21 protein-coding genes are annotated in these 20,646 nt (G+C 64.4%); 20 read left to right on the top strand and 1 reads right to left on the bottom strand.

Features of this window, described 5'->3' with window-relative positions:
* From cysE to KSS90_RS05000, 20 genes are all read left to right on the top strand, one after another.
* Positions 1–789, top strand: coding sequence for a serine O-acetyltransferase (cysE, locus tag KSS90_RS04905; protein WP_046854250.1), 789 nt, complete (start codon positions 1–3; stop codon positions 787–789).
* A gap of 168 nt (positions 790–957) precedes the next feature.
* Complete coding sequence (gene iscR / locus KSS90_RS04910; RefSeq protein WP_023630639.1) at positions 958–1,449, top strand: Fe-S cluster assembly transcriptional regulator IscR; 492 nt, start codon at positions 958–960, stop codon at positions 1,447–1,449.
* A 45-nt stretch (positions 1,450–1,494) separates the two neighbouring features.
* Positions 1,495–2,709: an IscS subfamily cysteine desulfurase gene (locus KSS90_RS04915; protein WP_134689989.1), complete on the top strand. Its 1,215-nt coding sequence runs from the start codon at positions 1,495–1,497 to the stop codon at positions 2,707–2,709.
* A gap of 46 nt (positions 2,710–2,755) precedes the next feature.
* Positions 2,756–3,142: a Fe-S cluster assembly scaffold IscU gene (gene iscU / locus KSS90_RS04920; protein ID WP_023630637.1), complete on the top strand. Its 387-nt coding sequence runs from the start codon at positions 2,756–2,758 to the stop codon at positions 3,140–3,142.
* A gap of 25 nt (positions 3,143–3,167) precedes the next feature.
* Positions 3,168–3,491: an iron-sulfur cluster assembly protein IscA gene (gene iscA / locus KSS90_RS04925; protein ID WP_023630636.1), complete on the top strand. Its 324-nt coding sequence runs from the start codon at positions 3,168–3,170 to the stop codon at positions 3,489–3,491.
* 8 nt (positions 3,492–3,499) lie between these two features.
* Entirely contained in the window at positions 3,500–4,021 is a 522-nt protein-coding gene (hscB, locus tag KSS90_RS04930) for a co-chaperone HscB (RefSeq protein ID WP_217868433.1), read from the top strand.
* Between the two features lie 43 nt (positions 4,022–4,064).
* Complete coding sequence (gene hscA / locus KSS90_RS04935; RefSeq protein WP_217868434.1) at positions 4,065–5,927, top strand: Fe-S protein assembly chaperone HscA; 1,863 nt, start codon at positions 4,065–4,067, stop codon at positions 5,925–5,927.
* 3 nt (positions 5,928–5,930) lie between these two features.
* Complete coding sequence (gene fdx, locus KSS90_RS04940) at positions 5,931–6,272, top strand: ISC system 2Fe-2S type ferredoxin (RefSeq protein WP_217868435.1); 342 nt, start codon at positions 5,931–5,933, stop codon at positions 6,270–6,272.
* A 10-nt stretch (positions 6,273–6,282) separates the two neighbouring features.
* The gene (gene iscX, locus KSS90_RS04945; RefSeq protein WP_023630071.1) at positions 6,283–6,483 is read left to right on the top strand and encodes a Fe-S cluster assembly protein IscX; all 201 of its coding nucleotides are present in this window, start codon (positions 6,283–6,285) and stop codon (positions 6,481–6,483) included.
* 89 nt (positions 6,484–6,572) lie between these two features.
* On the top strand, positions 6,573–6,998 hold the full coding sequence (gene ndk, locus KSS90_RS04950; RefSeq protein ID WP_008092560.1) for a nucleoside-diphosphate kinase: 426 nt from the start codon (positions 6,573–6,575) through the stop codon (positions 6,996–6,998).
* A gap of 28 nt (positions 6,999–7,026) precedes the next feature.
* Positions 7,027–8,169, top strand: coding sequence for a dual-specificity RNA methyltransferase RlmN (gene rlmN, locus KSS90_RS04955; protein ID WP_028689594.1), 1,143 nt, complete (start codon positions 7,027–7,029; stop codon positions 8,167–8,169).
* 14 nt (positions 8,170–8,183) lie between these two features.
* On the top strand, positions 8,184–8,945 hold the full coding sequence (pilW, locus tag KSS90_RS04960; RefSeq protein WP_217868436.1) for a type IV pilus biogenesis/stability protein PilW: 762 nt from the start codon (positions 8,184–8,186) through the stop codon (positions 8,943–8,945).
* Positions 8,942–9,991: a RodZ domain-containing protein gene (locus KSS90_RS04965; RefSeq protein WP_217868437.1), complete on the top strand. Its 1,050-nt coding sequence runs from the start codon at positions 8,942–8,944 to the stop codon at positions 9,989–9,991. The genes pilW and KSS90_RS04965 overlap by 4 nt, the downstream gene beginning before the upstream one ends.
* 3 nt (positions 9,992–9,994) lie before the next feature.
* Positions 9,995–11,104, top strand: a complete 1,110-nt coding sequence (ispG, locus tag KSS90_RS04970; RefSeq protein ID WP_011532347.1) for a flavodoxin-dependent (E)-4-hydroxy-3-methylbut-2-enyl-diphosphate synthase — start codon at positions 9,995–9,997, stop codon at positions 11,102–11,104.
* A gap of 24 nt (positions 11,105–11,128) precedes the next feature.
* Positions 11,129–12,415, top strand: a complete 1,287-nt coding sequence (gene hisS, locus KSS90_RS04975; protein ID WP_217868438.1) for a histidine--tRNA ligase — start codon at positions 11,129–11,131, stop codon at positions 12,413–12,415.
* Positions 12,416–12,453: 38 nt separating this feature from the next.
* Positions 12,454–13,095 (top strand): tetratricopeptide repeat protein, encoded by a 642-nt coding sequence (locus tag KSS90_RS04980; protein ID WP_038706767.1) that lies wholly within the window; start codon positions 12,454–12,456, stop codon positions 13,093–13,095.
* Positions 13,070–14,239, top strand: a complete 1,170-nt coding sequence (gene bamB, locus KSS90_RS04985) for an outer membrane protein assembly factor BamB (protein ID WP_094011722.1) — start codon at positions 13,070–13,072, stop codon at positions 14,237–14,239. Before KSS90_RS04980 ends, bamB begins: the two co-directional genes overlap by 26 nt.
* Positions 14,240–14,356: 117 nt before the next feature.
* Positions 14,357–15,820 carry a ribosome biogenesis GTPase Der gene (gene der / locus KSS90_RS04990; RefSeq protein WP_217868439.1) on the top strand — a complete coding sequence of 488 codons (1,464 nt, stop codon included), beginning with the start codon at positions 14,357–14,359 and terminating at the stop codon, positions 15,818–15,820.
* 199 nt (positions 15,821–16,019) lie between these two features.
* Complete coding sequence (locus KSS90_RS04995; RefSeq protein ID WP_217868440.1) at positions 16,020–17,168, top strand: pyridoxal phosphate-dependent aminotransferase; 1,149 nt, start codon at positions 16,020–16,022, stop codon at positions 17,166–17,168.
* A complete protein-coding gene (locus tag KSS90_RS05000; protein ID WP_217868441.1) occupies positions 17,156–17,947 on the top strand; it encodes an amidohydrolase in 792 nt (263 codons plus the stop codon). The genes KSS90_RS04995 and KSS90_RS05000 overlap by 13 nt, the downstream gene beginning before the upstream one ends.
* Positions 17,948–18,062: 115 nt before the next feature.
* Here the strand turns inward: KSS90_RS05000 and KSS90_RS05005 are convergent, their stop codons facing one another.
* On the bottom strand, positions 18,063–20,618 hold the full coding sequence (locus KSS90_RS05005; RefSeq protein ID WP_217868442.1) for a sulfite reductase flavoprotein subunit alpha: 2,556 nt from the start codon (positions 20,616–20,618) through the stop codon (positions 18,063–18,065).
* Positions 20,619–20,646: the final 28 nt, after the last annotated feature.

Raw genomic sequence — 20,646 nt, forward strand, 5'->3', positions numbered from 1 at the left:
ATGTTCGAGCGTCTGCGTGAAGATATTCAAAGTGTTTTCCATCGTGACCCGGCGGCGCGCAATGCCTTCGAGGTGCTGACCTGCTACCCGGGCATGCACGCCATCTGGCTGCACCGCCTGGGCAATGCTCTGTGGAAGCGCGATTTCAAATGGCTGGCGCGCCTGGTGTCGAACTTCGGTCGCTGGATGACCGGCATCGAGATCCACCCGGGCGCGACTATCGGCCGGCGCTTCTTCATCGACCACGGCATGGGCATCGTCATTGGCGAAACCGCCGAGATCGGCGACGACGTGACCCTCTACCAGGGTGTCACCCTTGGTGGTACCAGCTGGAACAAGGGCAAGCGTCACCCGACCCTGGAGAACGGCGTCGTGGTCGGTGCCGGGGCCAAGGTGCTGGGCCCGTTCACCGTGGGCGCCGGGGCCAAGATCGGCTCCAACGCCGTGGTCACCAAGGCGGTGCCGGCCGGCGCCACGGCGGTGGGCATCCCGGGGCGGATCATCGTCAAGACCGAGGATGACGCCGTCGAGGCCAAGCGCAAGGCCATGGCCGAGAAGATCGGCTTCGACGCCTATGGCGTCAGTGGCGACATGCCAGACCCGGTAGCGCGCGCCATCGGCCAGATGCTCGACCATCTGCAGGCCGTCGACGAGCGCCTGGAGGGTATGTGTGGCGCGCTGACCCGGATGGGCAGTGACTACTGCGCCAAGGAGCTGCCGGCGCTGCCCGACGACGACTTCGCCGAAGCCTGCGTCGAGCTGAAGCAGGGCGACACTCGGTCGCATTGATTGCGCCGGCCTGACACAAGGGGCGTGTGCTCGCGCCCCTTGTCTGCTACACTCGCGCCCGCCTCCCGCATGCATACCCGACTAAAGCACTAGGTCTTATAGTTGACTTAAATGCTCGGGAATCGCATACTCGCACACATCCTGTAACTCCCGTGGTACCCATACGCCATGCGACTGACTACCAAAGGCCGATACGCCGTGACCGCCATGCTTGACCTGGCGTTGCACGCGCAGCAGGGGCCGGTGTCTTTGGCCGATATTTCCGAGCGCCAGGGCATTTCCCTCTCTTATCTGGAACAGCTGTTCGCCAAGCTGCGCCGCAGCAGCCTGGTATCCAGCGTTCGCGGCCCAGGCGGCGGCTACCAGCTGTCGCGAGGCATGGAAACCATCCAGGTGGCCCAGGTCATCGACGCGGTCAACGAATCGGTCGATGCCACCCGTTGTCAGGGCCTGGGGGATTGCCACGCCGGTGATACCTGCCTGACTCACCACCTGTGGTGTGACCTGAGCCAGCAGATCCATGAATTCCTCAGTGGCATCAGCCTGGCCGACCTCGTCATGCGCCGCGAGGTGCAGGAAGTCGCCCAGCGCCAGGACCTGCGCCGTGTCGCAGGCCGAACTGCCCAGCTGGACAAGATTGAGACGTCCGCCGTCGACTGAACATTGCAGCGACGAGCGACGCCACCGCCTGATAGGAGATACTCAATGAAGTTGCCGATCTACCTCGATTACTCCGCGACCACGCCGGTCGATCCCCGTGTCGCCCAGAAGATGGCCGAGTGCCTGCTGGTTGACGGGAACTTCGGTAACCCAGCCTCGCGCTCCCACGTGTTCGGCTGGAAAGCCGAGGAAGCAGTCGAGAACGGCCGCCGCCAGGTCGCCGAGCTGATCAACGCCGATCCGCGCGAGATCGTCTGGACCAGCGGTGCCACCGAGTCCGACAACCTCGCCCTCAAAGGCGTGGCGCACTTCTATCAGACCAAGGGCAAGCACATCATCACCTCCAAGATCGAGCACAAGGCGGTCCTGGATACCGCTCGCCAGCTCGAGCGTGAAGGTTTCGAGGTCACCTACCTCGAGCCAGGCGAAGACGGCATCGTCACCCCGGCGATGGTCGAAGCCGTCCTGCGCGACGACACCATCCTGGTCTCGCTGATGCACGTGAACAACGAAGTCGGCTCGATCAACGACATCGCCGCCATCGGCGAACTGACCCGCTCGCGCGGTGTACTGTTCCATGTCGATGCCGCGCAGTCGGCCGGCAAGGTCGAAATCGACGTGCAAAAGCTGAAAGTCGACCTGATGTCGTTCTCCGCGCACAAAGTCTACGGCCCCAAAGGCATCGGCGCGCTGTACGTCAGCCGCAAGCCGCGCGTGCGCCTGGAAGCAATCATTCACGGCGGTGGCCATGAGCGCGGCATGCGTTCGGGCACCCTGCCGACCCACCAAATCGTTGGCATGGGCGAGGCCTTCGCCATCGCCAAGCAGGAAATGGCCGCCGAGAACGTGCGCATCAAGGCCCTGAGCGACCGCTTCTTCAAGCAGGTCTCGGACCTCGAAGAGCTGTATGTCAACGGCAGCCAGACCCAGCGCGTGCCGCACAACCTGAACCTGAGCTTCAACTACGTCGAAGGCGAGTCGCTGCTGATGTCGCTCAAGGACATTGCCGTTTCGTCCGGTTCGGCCTGCACCTCCGCTTCGCTCGAGCCGTCCTACGTCCTGCGCGCCCTGGGCCGCAACGACGAGCTGGCGCACAGCTCGATCCGCTTCTCCTTCGGTCGCTTCACCACCGAGGAAGAAGTCGACTACGCCGCGCAGGAAGTCTGCAAGGCAGTCAACAAGCTGCGCGAATTGTCGCCGCTGTGGGACATGTACAAAGACGGCGTCGACATCTCCAAGATCGAGTGGGCCGCCCACTAAGCAGTCGCCGGCAAGAGCGGCTCCCTGATGAGGAAGGAATTGCACCATGGCATACAGTGAAAAGGTCATCGACCACTACGAAAACCCGCGCAACGTCGGCAAGATGAACGCCGACGATCCGGATGTCGGTACCGGCATGGTCGGCGCTCCGGCTTGCGGTGACGTGATGCGCCTGCAGATCAAGGTCAACGAGCAGGGCGTCATCGAAGACGCCAAGTTCAAGACCTACGGTTGCGGCTCGGCCATCGCCTCCAGCTCCCTCGCCACCGAGTGGATGAAGGGCAAGACCCTGGACGAGGCCGAGACCATCAAGAACACCCAGCTGGCTGAAGAGCTGGCATTGCCGCCGGTCAAGATCCACTGCTCCGTGCTCGCCGAAGATGCCATCAAGGCCGCTGTTCGCGATTACAAGCAGAAGAAAGGCTTGGTCTAAGTCGACTGCGAGGTAAGGAGTTCCGATGGCTATCAGCATGACAGAAGCCGCCGCCAACCACATTCGCCGCTCCCTCGACGGACGCGGCAAGGGTGAGGGCATTCGCCTGGGCGTGCGCACCACCGGCTGCTCGGGCCTGGCCTACGTGCTGGAGTTCGTCGACGAGCTCGCCGCCGAAGACCAGGTGTTCGAGAACCACGGCGTGAAGGTCATCATCGACCCGAAAAGCCTGGTGTACCTCGACGGCACCGAGCTGGACTTCGTCAAGGAAGGGTTGAACGAAGGTTTCAAGTTCAACAACCCCAACGTGCGCGGTGAGTGTGGCTGCGGCGAAAGCTTCAACGTTTGAGGCTGGCCGTGGGTACTCTTTGCCATTTCGCCCTGTTCGACCTGCAACCGGCTTTTCGCCTGGACCTCGACAAACTGGCCGTTCGCTATCGCGAGTTGGCCCGTGAGGTCCACCCCGACCGCTTCGCCGACGCTTCCGAGCGTGAGCAGCGTGTCGCCCTGGAAAAGTCCGCGGCGCTGAACGACGCCTACCAGACCTTGCGCAGCGCGCCGCGTCGCGCCCGGTACCTGCTGGCCATCGGTGGTCACGAAGTGCCTCAGGAAGTCACGGTGCATGATCCGGACTTCCTGCTGCAGCAGATGCAGTGGCGCGAAGAGCTCGAAGATTTGCAGGACGAAGCCGACCTCGACGGTGTTGGTGTGTTCAAGAAGCGCCTCAAGGGTGCCCAGGACGCACTGAACAATGACTTCGCCGACTGTTGGGACGATGCAGCCCAGCGCGACAAGGCCGAGCGCCTGATGCGCCGCATGCAGTTCCTCGACAAGCTCGCCCAAGAAGTGCGCCAACTCGAAGAGCGCCTCGACGATTAACCCCGGCGTCGCCCGTGATGACGCCTAAGGTACTCAGATAAGCATGGCCCTACTGCAGATCGCCGAACCCGGTCAGAGCCCTCAACCGCACCAGCGCCGCCTGGCGGTGGGTATCGACCTGGGCACCACCAATTCTCTCGTCGCCGCCGTGCGCAGCGGGCGCAGTGAACCGCTGCCCGATGCTCAGGGTCGGGTCATCTTGCCCTCCGCAGTACGCTACCTGGATAACGGCGTCGACGTTGGTCTGAGCGCGCGCGAGGCAGCGCCCAGCGACCCGCTCAACACCATCGTCTCGGTCAAGCGCCTGATGGGTCGAGGCCTGGCCGACGTCAAGCAGCTCGGCGAGCAACTGCCGTACCGCTTTGTCGGTGGTGAGTCGCACATGCCGTTCATCGACACTGTCCAGGGGCCGAAGAGCCCGGTGGAAGTGTCCGCCGACATCCTCAAGGTGCTGCGTTCGCGTGCCGAAGAGACCCTCGGCGGTGAGCTGGTCGGCGCGGTGATCACTGTTCCTGCATATTTCGACGACGCCCAGCGCCAGGCCACCAAGGACGCCGCCAAACTGGCCGGCCTCAATGTGCTGCGCCTGCTCAATGAGCCGACCGCTGCTGCCGTGGCCTATGGCCTGGACCAGAACGCCGAAGGCGTGGTGGCGATCTTCGATTTGGGTGGCGGTACCTTCGATATTTCCATCCTGCGCCTGACCGCTGGCGTCTTTGAAGTGCTGGCCACCGGCGGCGACACCGCCCTGGGGGGCGATGACTTCGACCACGCCATTGCTGGCTGGATCATCGAGCAGGCCGGCCTGTCCGCCGATCTCGATCCCTCCACCCAGCGCCTGCTGCTGCAAACCGCCTGCGCGGCCAAGGAGGCTTTGACCGATGCCGACGTGATTAGCGTCCAGCACGGTGCCTGGCAGGGCGAGCTGACCCGCGCCGCCTTCGACGCCATGATCGAGCCGATGATTGCCCGCAGCCTCAAGGCCTGCCGCCGCGCCGTGCGCGACAGCGGTATCGAGCTGGAAGAGGTGGGTGCGGTGGTGATGGTTGGCGGTTCTACCCGCGTACCGCGTGTGCGCGACGCCGTCGGTACGCTGTTTGGCCGTACCCCGCTGACCTCGATCGACCCAGACCAGGTGGTGGCCATCGGTGCCGCGATCCAGGCCGACACCCTGGCCGGCAATCGTCGCGAAGGCGGCGAGCTGTTGCTGCTGGACGTCATCCCGCTGTCGCTCGGCCTCGAGACCATGGGCGGGCTGATGGAGAAGGTGATCCCGCGCAACACCACCATCCCGGTGGCCCGCGCCCAGGAGTTCACCACTTACAAGGATGGCCAGTCGGCCATGATGATCCACGTCCTGCAGGGTGAGCGCGAGCTGATCAGCGATTGCCGCTCGCTGGCACGCTTCGAGCTGCGCGGCATCCCGGCGATGGTGGCCGGCGCGGCGAAGATCCGCGTGACCTTCCAGGTCGACGCCGATGGCCTGCTTAGCGTCGCGGCCCGCGAGCTGGGGTCGGGCGTGGAATCGAGCATCCAGGTCAAGCCATCCTATGGCCTGACCGACGGCGAGATCGCCCGCATGCTCAAGGATTCGTTCGAGCATGCCGGCTCCGACAAGCACGCGCGCCAGTTGCGCGAGCACCAGGTCGACGCCGAGCGCCTGCTCGAAGCGGTGCAGGGCGCCCTGGACGCCGATGGCGAACGCCTGCTCAGCAGTGACGAGCGCGACGCGATCGAATTCCAGATGCAGGAACTACGTGATTTGCTGAGCGGCACCGATGGCGCCGCCATCGAGCAACAGACCAAGCGTCTGTCGCAGGTGACCGATGCATTTGCCGCCCGTCGCCTTGATTCGACGGTCAAAGCCGCACTGGCCGGGCGCAACCTGAATGAGATCGAGGAGTAATCGATGCCGCTGGTGACATTCCTGCCGCATGAAAAATTCTGCCCCGAGGGGCTGACCGTGGAAGTGCCGGCCGGGACCAATATCCTGGAGCTGGCCCACGACCATCACATCGAGATGGAAAGTGCCTGCGGCGGCGTCAAGGCCTGCACCACCTGCCATTGCATTATCCGCAAGGGCTTCGACTCCCTCGAGGAGGCCGATGAGCTGGAGGAAGACATGCTGGACAAGGCCTGGGGCCTGGAGGCGCAGTCGCGCCTGGGTTGCCAGGTGGTCGTCGGCGATGAGGACCTCACCATCGAGATCCCCAAATACTCGCTCAACCACGCCGCAGAAGCGCCGCACTGAGGTTTTGTACATGAGTCTGAAATGGGTTGATGTACTTGAGATCGCCATCCAGCTTGCGGAAAGCAAGCCTGAGGTCGATCCTCATTACGTGAATTTTGTCGATCTGCGCGCTTGGGTGATGGCGCTGCCTGAATTCGATGACGATCCGTCGCGTTGCGGTGAGAAGGTTCTCGAGGCCATCCAGGCGGCCTGGATCGACGAAGCCGACTGAACGCACGCTGCAGGTTAGGCAATCCCCCGGAACCCGCGTATAATTCGCGGGTTTAATTTTTCGCAACACTCATATTTCTGGAGTTTTCCATGGCTGTTCAACGTACTTTCTCCATCATCAAGCCTGACGCCGTTGCCAAAAACGTCATCGGCAAGATCACCACTCGCTTCGAAGAAGCCGGCCTGAAAATCGTCGCTTCGAAAATCAAGCAACTGTCCAAGGCCGAAGCCGAAGGCTTCTACGCCGAGCACAGCGCTCGTGGCTTCTTCGGTGACCTGGTTGCCTTCATGACTTCCGGCCCGGTCGTTGTCCAGGTTCTGGAAGGCGAGAACGCCATCGCTCTGAACCGTGAGCTGATGGGCGCCACCAACCCTAAAGAAGCTGCTGCCGGCACCATCCGCGCCGACTTCGCCGAGTCGATCGACGCCAACGCCGTTCACGGTTCGGACTCCGAAGCCGCTGCCGCTCGCGAAATCGCTTACTTCTTCGCTGCTACCGAGGTAACCACTCGCTAAGCGAAGGCTTACGAGTGAGGGTGAATCCATGACGACATCGACTGACAAGATCAACCTGCTGGGGCTTACCCTGGCGGAAATGGAACAGTTCTTCGACTCAATCGGGGAGAAGCGCTTCCGTGCCGGTCAGGTGATGAAATGGATTCACCATTTTGGCGTCGATGATTTCGCCGCCATGACGAACGTCGGCAAGGTCTTGCGCGAAAAGCTCGAGGCCGTTGCCGAAATTCGCGGCCCGGAAGTGGTCAGCGAAGACATTTCCGCCGACGGCACCCGCAAGTGGGTGGTCCGCGTTGCCTCCGGCAGCTGCGTCGAGACCGTCTACATCCCCACCGACGATCGCGGCACCCTGTGCGTGTCGTCGCAAGCCGGCTGCGCCCTGGACTGCAGTTTCTGCTCCACCGGCAAGCAAGGCTTCAACAGCAACCTCACCGCAGCCGAAGTGATCGGCCAGGTGTGGCTTGCCAACAAATCCTTCGGGACCGTCCCGGCCAAGATCGACCGCGCGATTACCAACGTGGTCATGATGGGCATGGGCGAGCCCTTGCTGAATTTCGACAATGTCATCGCTGCCATGAAGATCATGATGGAAGATCTGGGCTATGGCATTTCCAAGCGTCGCGTGACCCTGTCCACCTCGGGCGTGGTGCCGATGATCGACGAGCTGGCCAAGCACATCGACGTGTCCCTGGCCCTGTCGCTGCACGCGCCGAACGACGAGCTGCGCAACAAGCTGGTGCCGATCAACAAGAAGTACCCGCTGAAGATGCTGCTGGAGTCGTGTATGGGCTACATGTCCACCCTCGGCGGCAAGCGTGTGCTGACCATCGAGTACACCCTGCTCAAGGACGTCAACGACCAGCCCGAGCACGCCGCGCAGATGATCGAGCTGCTGCGTGATGTGCCATGCAAGATCAACCTGATCCCGTTCAACCCGTTCCCGCACTCCGGCTACGAGCGGCCGAGCAACAATGCCATCCGCCGCTTCCAGGACCTGCTGCACCACGGCGGCTTCAACGTGACCACGCGCACCACACGCGGTGACGACATCGACGCTGCCTGCGGTCAGCTGGTGGGCCAGGTCAACGACCGCACCCGCCGCAGCGAGCGCTACATCGCGGTGCGCCAATTGGCCGCCGACGAGCCGCAAGACAGCGCCGCGCGCCCCTGACGAGCACCTGCCCCATGAGCCTGCGCACCGCGCTGTCGATCCTCACGCTTTCGCTGCTAGCCGGCTGCGTGTCCGGCGGCGCGGGTGACCCCCTGGCCAACCGCCAGGGTCGCGAGGCGGCGGGGCAGGCCTATGTGCAGTTGGGCCTGGGGTATTTGCAACAAGGTTTGACCGAACGCGCCAAGGCCCCTCTGGCCAAAGCCCTGGCCCTCGACGCCCGCGACGCCGACGCCCATGCCGCGCTCGCCCTGGTGTTCCAGGCCGAGGATGAGCCCGCCCTGGCCGGCGAACATTTCGACAAAGCCTTGGCCATCCGCCCGGATGACACGCGAATCCGTAACAACTACGGCAGTTTCCTATATGCTCAGGGCCGTTTCGACGAAGCCCAGGCGATGTTCCTCCAGGCTGCCGCCGATACCCTGTACCCTGAACGTTCGCGCGTCTACGAGAACCTCGGGCTCACCGCCTTGAAGCGGGGGCAGGGCGCTCAGGCCCGCGAATACCTGGAAAAGGCCCTTCGGCTCAATCAGCGGCAACCGAAGGCTTTGCTCGAAATGGCTGAGTTGTCCTACGAAAACAGGCATTATGTGCCGGCCCGGGATTACTACGATCGATTCAGCCAGCTGAGCGACCAGAATGCCCGCAGCCTGCTGCTGGGCCATCGCCTGGCACTTGCCCTTGACGAGCAGGGCACCGCGGCCCGTTTGGGCCAGCAATTACAACGACTTTATCCCGGTACGCCGGAATATCAGCAATACCTGTCGGAGCAACGATGAAAGCCGCGCACACTGAAGTAGCAGCAGCGACTCGCCAGAACCCCGGTGACGTCTTGCGCCAGGCCCGCGAAAAACGCGAATGGAGCCAGGCCGAGGTCGCTCGCAAGCTCAACCTCACGGTATCTTCGCTGAACAACCTGGAAAACGGCGCCTTCGACAAGCTGCCTGGGCATACCTTCGCCCGTGGCTACATCCGTGCCTATGCCAAGCTGATGGACATGGACCAGGCGCCGCTGGTCGAGGCCTTCGACCAGATCACCGGTACTCACGCCAAAGGAAGCGAAGTTCACGCGCTTGGCCGTATTGAAGAGCCGGTGCGCCTGTCGCATAACATCCTGCGCGTGGTCAGCCTGTTGCTGCTGATCGCCGTGGTCGGTGGCGGCTTTTTCTGGTGGCAGGACCAGAGCAACCTGCGTGGCAAGGACCTGGCCAAGATCGCCCTGGAGCATGTCGAGGTCGAGAGCGCCGACGGCACCACGCAGATTCACCCGCTGGACGAGCCGGAAGACCAGGCCGTGAGCGAGGGCCAGCAGGCCGAAGGCCAGGCCCTGCCGCTGGAGCCGAACAGTGCCGAGCAGGCGCCGGTCGCCGAGGCCCAGGCGCCAGTCGCCTCCGTTGCGCCTGCCACGCCAGCCACCAGCACCGCGCCGACCGCCGCCGCGCCTGTGGCACCGGTTGTCGCGCCAGCCGCTCCTGCCGTGGTTACCCCCGCCGTGCCTGCCGCCACCGCGCCAGTCGCAGCCGTCGCGGCCACCGCTGCGGTCGCACCGGCTGCGCCCGCTGAAACCGCACCGGCCCCGGCCGGCAGCGCCAAGGTTCATATCCAATTCACCGCCGATTGCTGGACCCAGGTCACCGACGGCAACGGCAAGGTGCTGTTCAGCGCCATCAAGCGCAAGGGCGACAGCCTGGAACTGACCGGCAAGCCACCGTTCGCGGTACGCCTGGGCTTCGCCCGTGGCGCCCAGGTGAGCTACAACGGCCAGGCGGTCGATGTCGCCCCGTTCACCAGTGGCGAAACCGCTCGCCTGAAGTTGGGACAGTAAGTCATGCACGGCGAATCTCCGATCAAACGTCGCGAATCCCGCAAGATCTGGGTCGGCAATGTGCCGGTGGGCGGCGATGCGCCCATCGCGGTGCAGAGCATGACCAACACCGACACCAACGATGTCGCCGCCACCGTGGCGCAGATCCAGCGCCTGGTCGATGCCGGCGTGGACATCGTCCGTGTCTCGGTACCGGACATGGACGCCGCCGAGGCGTTCGGCAAAATCAAGAAACTGGTCAGCGTGCCGCTGGTCGCCGACATCCACTTCGACTACAAGATCGCCCTGCGCGTGGCCGAGCTGGGCGTCGACTGCCTGCGCATCAACCCGGGCAACATTGGCCGTGAAGACCGTGTGCGCGCCGTGGTCGATGCCGCCCGCGACCGTGGTATCCCGATCCGCATCGGCGTCAACGCCGGCTCCCTGGAAAAGGACCTGCAGAAGAAGTACGGCGAGCCGACCCCGGCGGCGCTGGTCGAATCGGCCCTGCGTCACGTCGAGCACCTTGACCGCCTGGATTTCCAGGACTTCAAGGTCAGCGTCAAGGCCTCCGACGTGTTCATGGCCGTCGAAGCCTACCGCCTGCTGGCCAAGCAGATCATCCAGCCGCTGCACCTGGGCATCACCGAAGCCGGTGGCCTGCGCTCGGGGACGGTGAAATCCGCCGTCGGCCTAGGTATGCTGCTGGCCGAAGGCATCGGTGACACCATCCGCATTTCCCTGGCCGCCGATCCGGTCGAGGAAGTGAAGGTCGGCTACGACATCCTCAAGTCGCTGCACCTGCGTTCCCGTGGCATCAACTTCATCGCCTGCCCGAGCTGCTCGCGGCAGAACTTCGATGTGGTCAAGACCATGAACGAACTGGAAGGGCGCCTGGAGGACCTGCTGGTGCCGCTGGACGTGGCGGTGATCGGTTGCGTGGTCAACGGCCCGGGCGAAGCCAAGGAGTCGCATGTGGGCCTGACCGGCGGCACGCCGAACTTGGTGTACATCGACGGCAAGCCATCGCAGAAGCTGAACAACGACAACCTGGTCGACGAGCTGGAAAAGCTCATTCGCCAGAAAGCGGCCGAGAAGGCCGAGGCCGACGCGGCGCTGATCGCCCGCGGCTGAGACACAGATTCGTAAGGACTATTCGTGAGCAAATCGCTGCAAGCCATCCGTGGCATGAACGACATCCTGCCCGACCAGTCGCCGCTGTGGCGCTACTTCGAGGGTACCGTGGCCGGCTTGCTGGACAGCTACGGCTACAGCCAGATCCGCACGCCGATCGTCGAGTTCACCGAGCTGTTCAAGCGCTCGATCGGTGAAGTCACCGATATCGTCGAGAAGGAGATGTACACCTTCCAGGACAACAAGGACTCGCTTACCTTGCGCCCGGAAGGCACCGCCGCTTGCGTGCGCGCCGTGCTCGAGCACGGCATCATCGGTAATGGCCAGGTGCAGAAGCTCTGGTACGTGGGCCCGATGTTCCGCCACGAGCGCCCGCAACTGGGACGCTACCGGCAGTTCCACCAGATCGGTGTCGAAGTGTTCAACCTGGCCGGCCCGGATATCGACGCCGAACTGATCATGCTCACCTGGCGCCTCTGGGCGTTGCTGGGTATCCAGGACGCAGTGACCCTGGAGCTCAACAGCCTTGGCACCAGCGAAGCCCGCGCGCGCTATCGCGATGCACTGGTGGAGTTCCTGTCCCAGCGCATCGATCAGCTGGACGAAGACAGCCAGCGCCGCCTGAAGAGCAATCCGCTGCGTATCCTCGACAGCAAGAACGCAGGCACCCAGGCCGCCCTGGTGGGCGCGCCGAAGCTCGAAGAGTACCTGGACGAAGAGTCCCGCGTGCATTTCGAGGGTGTGAAGGCGCGTCTTGACGCTGCTGGCATCCCGTTCGTGATCAACACCAAGCTGGTACGCGGCCTGGACTATTACAGCAAGACCGTGTTCGAGTGGGTCACCGACAAGCTCGGTGCCCAGGGCACGGTCTGCGCCGGTGGGCGCTACGACGGCCTGGTCGAGCAGATGGGCGGCAAGCCGACCGCTGGCGTTGGCTTTGCCATGGGTATCGAGCGCCTGCTGCTGCTGATCGAAACCCTCGGCCAGGTGCCCGAGTCGATCAGCCGTACCATCGACGTCTACCTGTGCGCCTTTGGTGAGCAGGCCGAGCTTGCTGGCCTGAAGATCAGCGAGCAACTGCGTGATCGTCTGCCGAACTTGCGCCTGGCGGTCAACGCCGGTGGCGGCAACTTCAAGAACCAGTTCAAGAAGGCCGACAAGAGCGGCGCGTTGTTCGCCCTGATCCTCGGCGACGACGAGCTGGCCAAGCAAGAGATTGGCGTGAAGCCCCTGCGTGGCCAGGGCGAACAACAGAACATTGCCTGGGATGCGCTTGCTGCGCACCTGGAAACCGCGATCGCCCAGGCGTAACGCGGTCCGACAACGAATAGGCGAATAGGAGTATTGGGGTGTCGAGTACCGATGATGAAGGCCTGGCAGCGGCCAAGGACTGGTGGAACCGCAACGGCAAGCCACTGCTGACCGGCGCCCTGCTGGCCGGTGTGGTGGTGATGGGCTGGCAGACCTGGCACAAGTACCAGGCCAACCAGTCGCAAGGCGCTTCGGCGCTGTACCAGGCCCTGCTGGAAACCTCGTTGACGCCGGATGGCAAGCCTGACGCGAGCAAGGTGGCGGAGCTTTCCGGCAAGCTCAAGAGCGAGTTCGGCGGCACCGCCTACGCCCAGTACGGCAGCCTGTTCGTCGCCAAGGTGGCGGTCGAGAGCGGCAAGCTGGACGACGCGGCGAGCGAACTCAAAAGCGTGATGGACAAGCCGGCCGACGCCACCCTGAGCGAGATTTCGCGCCAGCGCCTGGCCCGCGTGCTCGCGGCCCAGGACAAGGCCGAGGACGCCCTCAAGCTGCTCGACGGCGACACCGACAAGGCCTTCCTGGCCAGCCGTGAAGAACTCAAGGGCGACCTGCTGGTGCAGCTGGGCCGCGCCGACGACGCGCACGGCGCCTACGAAAAAGCCAAGGCCGCGCTGTCCGACGACGCCGCGATCGGTGGCCTGCAACTGAAGCTGGATGACCTGGCCAAAGGGGACGCCTGAAGTGAAGGGTTGGAAACAAGCAGCAGTGCTCACCCTCGCCGTCCTGGCGGCGGGTTGCAGCAGCAACAGCAAGAAGGAACTGCCCCCGGCCGAGCTGACCAAGTTCACCGAGGAAGTGGTACTGAAGAAGCAGTGGAGCCGTTCGATCGGTGACGGCCAGGGTGAGACCTACAACACCCTGGTGCCGGCTATCGAGAACGACCGCATCTACGCTTCCGACGTCAACGGCGAGGTCTTCGCGTTGAACCGCATCACCGGTGACGTGGTGTGGAAGAAGGACCTCGAGCTGCCGGTTTCCGGTGCCGTGGGCGTGGGTTATGGCCTGGTCATGCTGGGGACTCTGAAGGGCGAGGTCATTGCCCTGGACTCCAGCACTGGCGAGGAGCGCTGGCGCTCCCGCGTCTCCAGCGAAGTGCTGGCACCGCCCGCCAACAATGGCGACGTGGTGGTGGTGCAGACCCAGGACGACCGCCTGGTCGGCTTCGACGCCGCCACCGGCGACCGTCGCTGGATCTACGAGAACAGCCCGGCCGTGCTGACCCTGCGTGGTACCGGTGCGCCGGTGGTGACAAACCGCCTGGCCGTTGCCGGCCTGTCCACCGGCAAGGTGGTGGCGGTCGACATCAGCAACGGCGTGCCAGTGTGGGAAAGCCGCGTGGCCGTTCCACAGGGCCGTTCCGAGCTGGACCGCGTGGTGGACATCGACGGCGGCCTGCTGCTGTCCGGTGGCACCCTGTACGTCAGCACCTACCAGGGCCGCGTCGCCGGCCTGGACCTGGAAAGCGGCCGCGTGCTGTGGCAGCGCGATGCCTCCAGCTACGTGGGTGTCGCCCAGGGCTTCGGCAACGTCTATGTCAGCGAGGCGTCGGGCACCGTACAGAGCGTCGACGAGCGTTCTTCCAGCTCGCTGTGGAGCAACGACTCCATGGCCCGCCGTCAGCTGTCGGCGCCGGAAGTGTTCTCCAGCTATGTGGCGGTCGGTGACTTCGAGGGTTACCTGCACCTGCTCAGCCAGGTCGATGGCCGCTTCGTCGGCCGTGAGCGTATCGACAGCGATGGCCTGCGCGCCCGCCCACTTGTGGTCGGCGACACCATCTACGTCTTCGGCAACAGCGGCAAGCTCGAGGCACTGACCATCCGCTGAAGCTATGCTTGGGCCCGTTCGCGGGCTCAGGTTGCGGCGTAGGAAACGCCGCCCGAACTCCGGCCGCTGCCTTGCAGCGGCCTTTGCATTTTCAAGAATTCAAGAGTGGAGAGCCGCATGGTTCCCGTAATCGCCCTGGTGGGCCGCCCCAACGTCGGCAAATCCACCATGTTCAACCGCCTGACCAAGACCCGCGATGCCATCGTCGGCGACCTGTCGGGCCTGACCCGTGACCGCCAGTACGGTGATGCCAGCTGGCAGGGTCGTTCCTACATCCTGATCGACACCGGCGGTATCACCGGTGACGAGGTGGGCATGGACGAGAAGATGGCCGAGCAGTCGCTGATGGCCATCGAGGAAGCCGACTACGTATTGTTCCTGGTCGACGCCCGTGCCGGCATGACCGCCGCCGACCAGATGATTGCCGATCACCTGCGCAAGCGGAACAAAGAAGCGATCCTGGTCGCCAACAAGATCGACAACATCGACCCCGATATCGCACGCGCTGAGTTCTCGCCGTTGGGCATGGGTAACGCGATTCCGGTTGCCGGTTCCCAGGGCCGCGGCATCAACGCCTTGATGGAGTCGTTGCTCGGCCATATTCCTCGTGATCCCGAGGAAGAAGCGCTCGACGAGGATGTCGCCGAAGGCGAGGAAGCGACCCGTATTCCCGGCCCGAGCGAAAAAGATGGCATCAAGATTGCCATCATCGGTCGCCCGAACGTGGGCAAGTCGACTCTGGTCAACCGCATGCTCGGCGAAGAGCGCGTGGTGGTGTACGACCAGCCGGGTACCACCCGTGACAGTATCTATATCCCGTTCGAGCGTGATGGCGAGAAGTACACCTTCATCGACACCGCGGGCGTGCGCAAGCGCGGCAAGATCCACGAGGAAGTCGAGAAGTTCTCGGTGGTCAAGACGCTGCAGGCGATCAAGGACGCCAACGTGGTGATCTTCGTCATGGACGCCCGCGAAGGCGTGGTCGACCATGACCTCAACCTGCTGGGCTTCGCCCTCGACGCCGGTCGCGCCGTGGTCATCGCCCTGAACAAGTGGGACGGCATGGAGCCGGGCGAGCGCGATTATGTGAAGACCGAGCTGGAGCGCCGGCTGTTCTTCGTCGACTTCGCCGACATCCACTTCATCTCCGCGCTGCACGGCACCGGCGTGGGTCACCTGTACAAGTCGGTGCAGGCCGCGTTCAAGTCGGCGGTCACCCGCTGGCCGACCAGCCGCCTGACGCAGATCCTCGAAGATGCCATCACCGTGCATCAACCGCCGTTGGTCAACGGTCGTCGCATCAAGCTGCGCTATGCCCACCTTGGTGGCGCCAACCCGCCGCTGATCGTGATCCACGGCAACCAGACCGACAAGATCCCCAACTCCTACTCGCGCTACCTGGAGAATACTTACCGCCGGGTGCTCAAGTTGGTCGGCACGCCGATCCGCATCGAGTACAAGGGGGGTGACAACCCGTTCGAGGGCAAGAAGAACACCCTCACCGATCGCCAGGTCAACAAGAAGCGCCGCCTGATGTCGCACCACAAGAAGGCCGAGAAGAAGCGCCGCGACAAGCGCTGATTCCGTGCTGGCTTCATCGCCGGCCAGCCGGCTCCCACAGCGTATGCGCAAGCCACATACCTGTGGGAGCCGGCTGACCGGCGATAGGGCCCTTTGATCCACCGCAATCCCCCTATTGTTTCAACCTTTTTCCTGACCGCTCGTTCCGCTATGCTCGGATCCACCCCCGTGCCGGACAAACCCCAGGAAAGAGGGCTCCATGATCCGCAGCAAACTGCCGAACGTCGGCACGACCATCTTTACCACCATGTCGCAACTGGCCATGCAGACCGGTGCGCTCAACCTGTCCCAGGGCTTCCCTGACTTCAACGGCCCCCAGGCCCTGCTCGATGCCGTTGGCCGCCATGTGGCCGCCGGGCATAACCAGTATTCGCCGATGACCGGCCTGCCAGCCCTGCGCCAGCAGGTTGCAGCCAAGATCGCCCGGTTGTATGGCGTGGCAGTGGATGCCGACCAGGAAGTGACCATCACCCCGGGCGCCACCGAGGCGATCTTCTGCGCGATCCAGGCGGTGATCCACCCCGGTGACGAGGTGATCGTCTTCGACCCCAGCTACGACAGCTACGAGCCATCGGTGGAGCTGGCCGGTGGCCGCTGTGTGCATGTGCCGCTGCGCGACGGCAGTTTCAGCATCGACTGGCAGAGGTTCAGCGACGCCCTGAGCCTGCGCACGCGCATGGTCATCCTCAATTCGCCACACAACCCCAGCGGCGCCTTGATCAGCCGCGACGACCTGGACCAGCTGGCCGCGTTGATCGGTAACCGCGATATCTACCTGGTCAGCGACGAAGTCTACGAGCACCTGATCTACGACGGCGTACGCCACGCCAGCGTGCTGGCCCACGCGCAGCTGTACAGCAAAGCCTTCGTCATCAGCTCGTTCGGCAAGACCTATCACGTCACCGGCTGGAAAACCGGCTACGTGGTCGCGCCACCGGCCCTCAGCGCCGAATTGCGCAAGGTGCATCAGTACGTCAACTTCTGCGGCGTCACGCCCTTGCAGTGCGCCCTGGCCGACTTCATGGCCGAACACCCTGAGCACATCGACGAACTGCCGGCCTTCTACCAGGCCAAGCGTGACCTGTTCTGCGACCTGCTGCAGGCCTCGCGTTTCACCTTCACCCGCACCCCGGGCACCTATTTCCAACTGGTGGACTATTCGCAGATTCGCCCCGACCTGAACGATGTCGACATGGCCCTGTGGCTGACCCGTGAGCATGGCGTGGCCAGCATCCCGGTGTCGGTGTTCTACCAGCAACCCATCCCCGAGCAACGCCTGGTACGCCTGTGCTTTGCCAAACGCGAGGAGACGCTGCGCCAGGCAGCGGAGAGACTATGCGCGATCTGAGCCAACTGCCGAACCTGAAAATCGCCCTGGTGCAGACCACCCTGGCCTGGCACGACCGCGAGGCGAACTACGCGCACTTCGAGGAGCTGATCACCCAGGCCGGCGAGGTGGACCTGGTGGTCCTGCCGGAAATGTTCACCACCGGGTTTTCGATGGAGTCCGAAAGCCTGGCCGAGCCGGAAAACGGCCCGACCTACAAATGGCTCAAGGCCCAGGCGAAGAAAGCCAACGCCGTGATCACCGGCAGCGTGATCATCCAGGCCGCCGACGGCAGCCATCGCAACCGGCTGCTGTGGGCGCGGCCCGATGGCGAGATCCTGCATTACGACAAGCGCCACCTGTTTCGCATGGCCGGCGAGCACAAGCACTACACCCCAGGCGAGCGCCAGGTTCAGTTCGAGCTCAAGGGCTGGCGGATTCGCCCGCTGATTTGCTACGACCTGCGTTTCCCGGTGTGGAGCCGCGATGCCCAAGACACCGACCTGCTGTTGTATACGGCGAATTGGCCTGCGGCGCGGCGCACCCATTGGAACCGGCTGCTGCCGGCACGGGGCATCGAGAACCTGTGCTTCGTGGCGGCAGTGAACCGGGTCGGCACCGATGGCAAGGGTTTCGCCTACTCCGGCGACAGCCAGGTGCTGGACTTCCAGGGTGAGAGCCTGCTCAGCGCGGGCGAGGCCGACGGGGTGTTCACCGTGGTGCTGCGGGCGGCGGAGCTGGCGGCGTATCGGGCGCGGTTCCCGGCCAATATGGATGCCGATACCTTCGAACTGCATTGAGGGCCAATCGCTGGCAACGCTCCCACACGGACGGCGCTTGGCTTGAGGGCGGCGCGGTCAGGGTGGGAGCCGGCTTGCCGGCGATGAGGCCGGCATTGCTGACCTGACTGTCTGATCAGTACACATCCCGCCGATAGCGCCCATCCTCGATCAGTTGCTGCACTGCCGCTTCACCCAAGAGTCCCTGCAGCGCCGCATCAACGCCGGCAGCCATGCCGTGCAAACTGCCGCAGACATACACGCAAGCTCCTTCATCGACCCAGCGCTTGAACTCGGCGGCCTGCTGCAACAGCACGTCCTGCACATAGATCTTCTCCGCCTGGTCCCGTGAGAAAGCCAGGTCCAGCCGTTGCAGGTCGCCGCTTGCCACCCAGCCTTGCAGTTCCTCACCGCACAGCAGGTCGTGCGCCTGGTTTCGCTCACCGAACAGCAGCCAGTTGCGCTGCTCGCCCGCCGCGATGCGCGCCTTGAGCAGGCTGCGCAGGCCAGCCAGGCCGGTTCCGTTACCGATCAGAACCAGAGGGACCGATCCGCCGGGCAGGTGGAAACCGCTGTTGCGACGCAGGCGTGCGCTGACGCTGCCATCGAGTGGGAGATACTCGGTCAGCCAGCCGGAACCCAGGCCCAGGCTGCCATCGGCGTGGCGCTCCTGGCGCACGATCAGCTCCAGTACGCCGTCGCTGGCGATCGATGCAATCGAGTACTCGCGGGCGGCCAGCGGGATCAGGGCATCGACCAGCGCCTGGGCATGCAGGCCGACCAAATGTTCGCGGCTGACCGGCAACTGGCGGCTGGCCAGGGCCTGCGCCAGGTTTTCCTGCAGGCCGTCGAGCAGCACCGGGCAACGAGGGTCGAGGCCCAGGCCTGCCAGGAAGGCATCGACACGGGGCAGGCCATTGCGCGGCAGGATCTCGATCAGGTCGCCGGCTTCCCAGGTTGCGGGCGTTTGCGCCTGCAGGCCCAGCAGGTAGACCGGCGCGCCCTGGCTGCCCGGATTGAGCAGTTCACGGCGCAGCAGATGCCAGTTGCCGAAGCTCGGTGGTTGCCAGGCGGCTACCGGACGAGCGCCGGTCAGTTGCGTCAGTTCCTGTTGCCACAGCGCAAGCGCGGCGGGGTCGGTATTGTCCACTTCCACCGGGCTGAAGGCGCAGGTGGCGCCGCGCTCGCCGAGCCAGGCCTGGAGGCGGCGGGCGAAGCCGCAGAAGTGCGGGTACTGGCGGTCACCCAGGGCCAGCAGGGCGTAGTCCAGGTGCTCCAGCGCCCACGGCTGGCCGAGCACCTTGCGTTCGAAGCCGCGGGCGCTGTCCGGGGCTTCGCCGTCGCCGAAGGTGCTGACCACGAACAGTGCGCGGTGGGCATTGCGTAATTGGGCTTCGCCCAGCTCGGCCAGCGGACGGACCTGCACCGGCAAGCCGGCAGCCTGCAGCTGGCCGGCGCTCTGCCAGGCCAGTTGCTCGGCGAAACCGCTCTGGCTGGCGAAACCGATCAGCCAGCTGTCGCGGGCGTTGCCCTGATCGCCCACCGCGCCACGGGCGGCGCGTACCTGGCGTTTCTTGCGGCGGCGGTCGAGGTACAGCAACCAGCCGGTGACGAAGAACAGCGGCATGGTCAGGCTGGCGAGGGTAACGATGATGCGACCGGGCAGGCCGAAGTACTCGCCGACGTGCAGGGCATAGACGCTTTGCAGCAGTTGCGCCTTGAACGACTTGTCGGCATAGCGTTCGTGACGCTTGACCTGGCCGCTGGCCGGGTCGAGGGTGAGGGTGTTGAAGGCCCGCTCGTGCTCGGCGCCCCGCAGCAGGTAGAACAGCGTCGCGGGCTGGCCGCCGGCCGGTGGCAGGCGCAGGTTGTAGGTAGCCAGGTCCGGGCCTGCGGCTGCCTTGAGGTTGGTCCAGATGGCGTCATAGTCCACCACCCGTGGCGGGGCGTTCTTGTCCACTTTGGGCGGGCCATGACGACCGCCACGGCCCTCGCCGCGTTTCTGCTCGCCCGCCGCGGGCTGGTCGGCCAGCAGTCGGTTGAGGCCCTCGCGGTACCACTCGTAGGACCAGAACAGCCCGGTCAGGGCGAACAACAGGTAGAACAGCAGGCACCAGGTGCCGAACACCGCGTGCAGGTCCCAGTTGAAGGCGCGGCCTTTTTTCGCCCAGTCCAGCGTCAGCCAGGTCCGCCAGTTCAGGGCCTTGCGCGGCCAGCGCAAATACAGCCCGGAGAGGCAGAAGAAGATCAGCATCAGGGTGCAGGCGCCGGTGATCTGCCGGCCGGTGTCGCCCATGGCCAGGAAGCGGTGCAGGTTGAGCATGAGGTTGAAGAAGCCCAGGCCTGTAACTTCACCCTTGAGCTCGCCGGTGTACGGGTCGGCGTAGCGTAGCGCACCACGGCGCTCACCGGGCGCCGGGGTGAAGAAGATCCGCGCCGCGTTGCCCTCGCGGGTATCGACCCAGAGCATGGAGACCTGGTCGCCTTGCGCGGCCTCGACCCGACGCACCAGCTCGGCCGGCGGCAGCACGCCTTCCTGGCGTACCTCGACCTTGAGCACCTCGGCGTTGAACGCGCGCAGCAGTTCTTCCTGGAATGACCAGATCGCGCCGGTGATGCCCATCAGCGCCAGCACCAGGCCGGCGGTGATGCCAAAGAACCAGTGCAATTGGAACAGCGTCTTCTTCACCACATCGATCACCTTGTCTTGCCGCCAGCAA

This window comes from Pseudomonas maumuensis (assembly GCF_019139675.1).
GTDB lineage: Bacteria > Pseudomonadota > Gammaproteobacteria > Pseudomonadales > Pseudomonadaceae > Aquipseudomonas > Aquipseudomonas maumuensis.

Coding starts and splice junctions, on each gene's coding strand:
- cysE (WP_046854250.1), top strand. CDS start 1: ATGTTCGAGCGTCTGCGTGAAGATATTCAAAGTGTTTTCCATCGTGAC.
- iscR (WP_023630639.1), top strand. CDS start 958: ATGCGACTGACTACCAAAGGCCGATACGCCGTGACCGCCATGCTTGAC.
- KSS90_RS04915 (WP_134689989.1), top strand. CDS start 1,495: ATGAAGTTGCCGATCTACCTCGATTACTCCGCGACCACGCCGGTCGAT.
- iscU (WP_023630637.1), top strand. CDS start 2,756: ATGGCATACAGTGAAAAGGTCATCGACCACTACGAAAACCCGCGCAAC.
- iscA (WP_023630636.1), top strand. CDS start 3,168: ATGGCTATCAGCATGACAGAAGCCGCCGCCAACCACATTCGCCGCTCC.
- hscA (WP_217868434.1), top strand. CDS start 4,065: ATGGCCCTACTGCAGATCGCCGAACCCGGTCAGAGCCCTCAACCGCAC.
- fdx (WP_217868435.1), top strand. CDS start 5,931: ATGCCGCTGGTGACATTCCTGCCGCATGAAAAATTCTGCCCCGAGGGG.
- iscX (WP_023630071.1), top strand. CDS start 6,283: ATGAGTCTGAAATGGGTTGATGTACTTGAGATCGCCATCCAGCTTGCG.
- ndk (WP_008092560.1), top strand. CDS start 6,573: ATGGCTGTTCAACGTACTTTCTCCATCATCAAGCCTGACGCCGTTGCC.
- rlmN (WP_028689594.1), top strand. CDS start 7,027: ATGACGACATCGACTGACAAGATCAACCTGCTGGGGCTTACCCTGGCG.
- pilW (WP_217868436.1), top strand. CDS start 8,184: ATGAGCCTGCGCACCGCGCTGTCGATCCTCACGCTTTCGCTGCTAGCC.
- KSS90_RS04965 (WP_217868437.1), top strand. CDS start 8,942: ATGAAAGCCGCGCACACTGAAGTAGCAGCAGCGACTCGCCAGAACCCC.
- ispG (WP_011532347.1), top strand. CDS start 9,995: ATGCACGGCGAATCTCCGATCAAACGTCGCGAATCCCGCAAGATCTGG.
- bamB (WP_094011722.1), top strand. CDS start 13,070: ATGACCTGGCCAAAGGGGACGCCTGAAGTGAAGGGTTGGAAACAAGCA.
- der (WP_217868439.1), top strand. CDS start 14,357: ATGGTTCCCGTAATCGCCCTGGTGGGCCGCCCCAACGTCGGCAAATCC.
- KSS90_RS04995 (WP_217868440.1), top strand. CDS start 16,020: ATGATCCGCAGCAAACTGCCGAACGTCGGCACGACCATCTTTACCACC.
- KSS90_RS05000 (WP_217868441.1), top strand. CDS start 17,156: ATGCGCGATCTGAGCCAACTGCCGAACCTGAAAATCGCCCTGGTGCAG.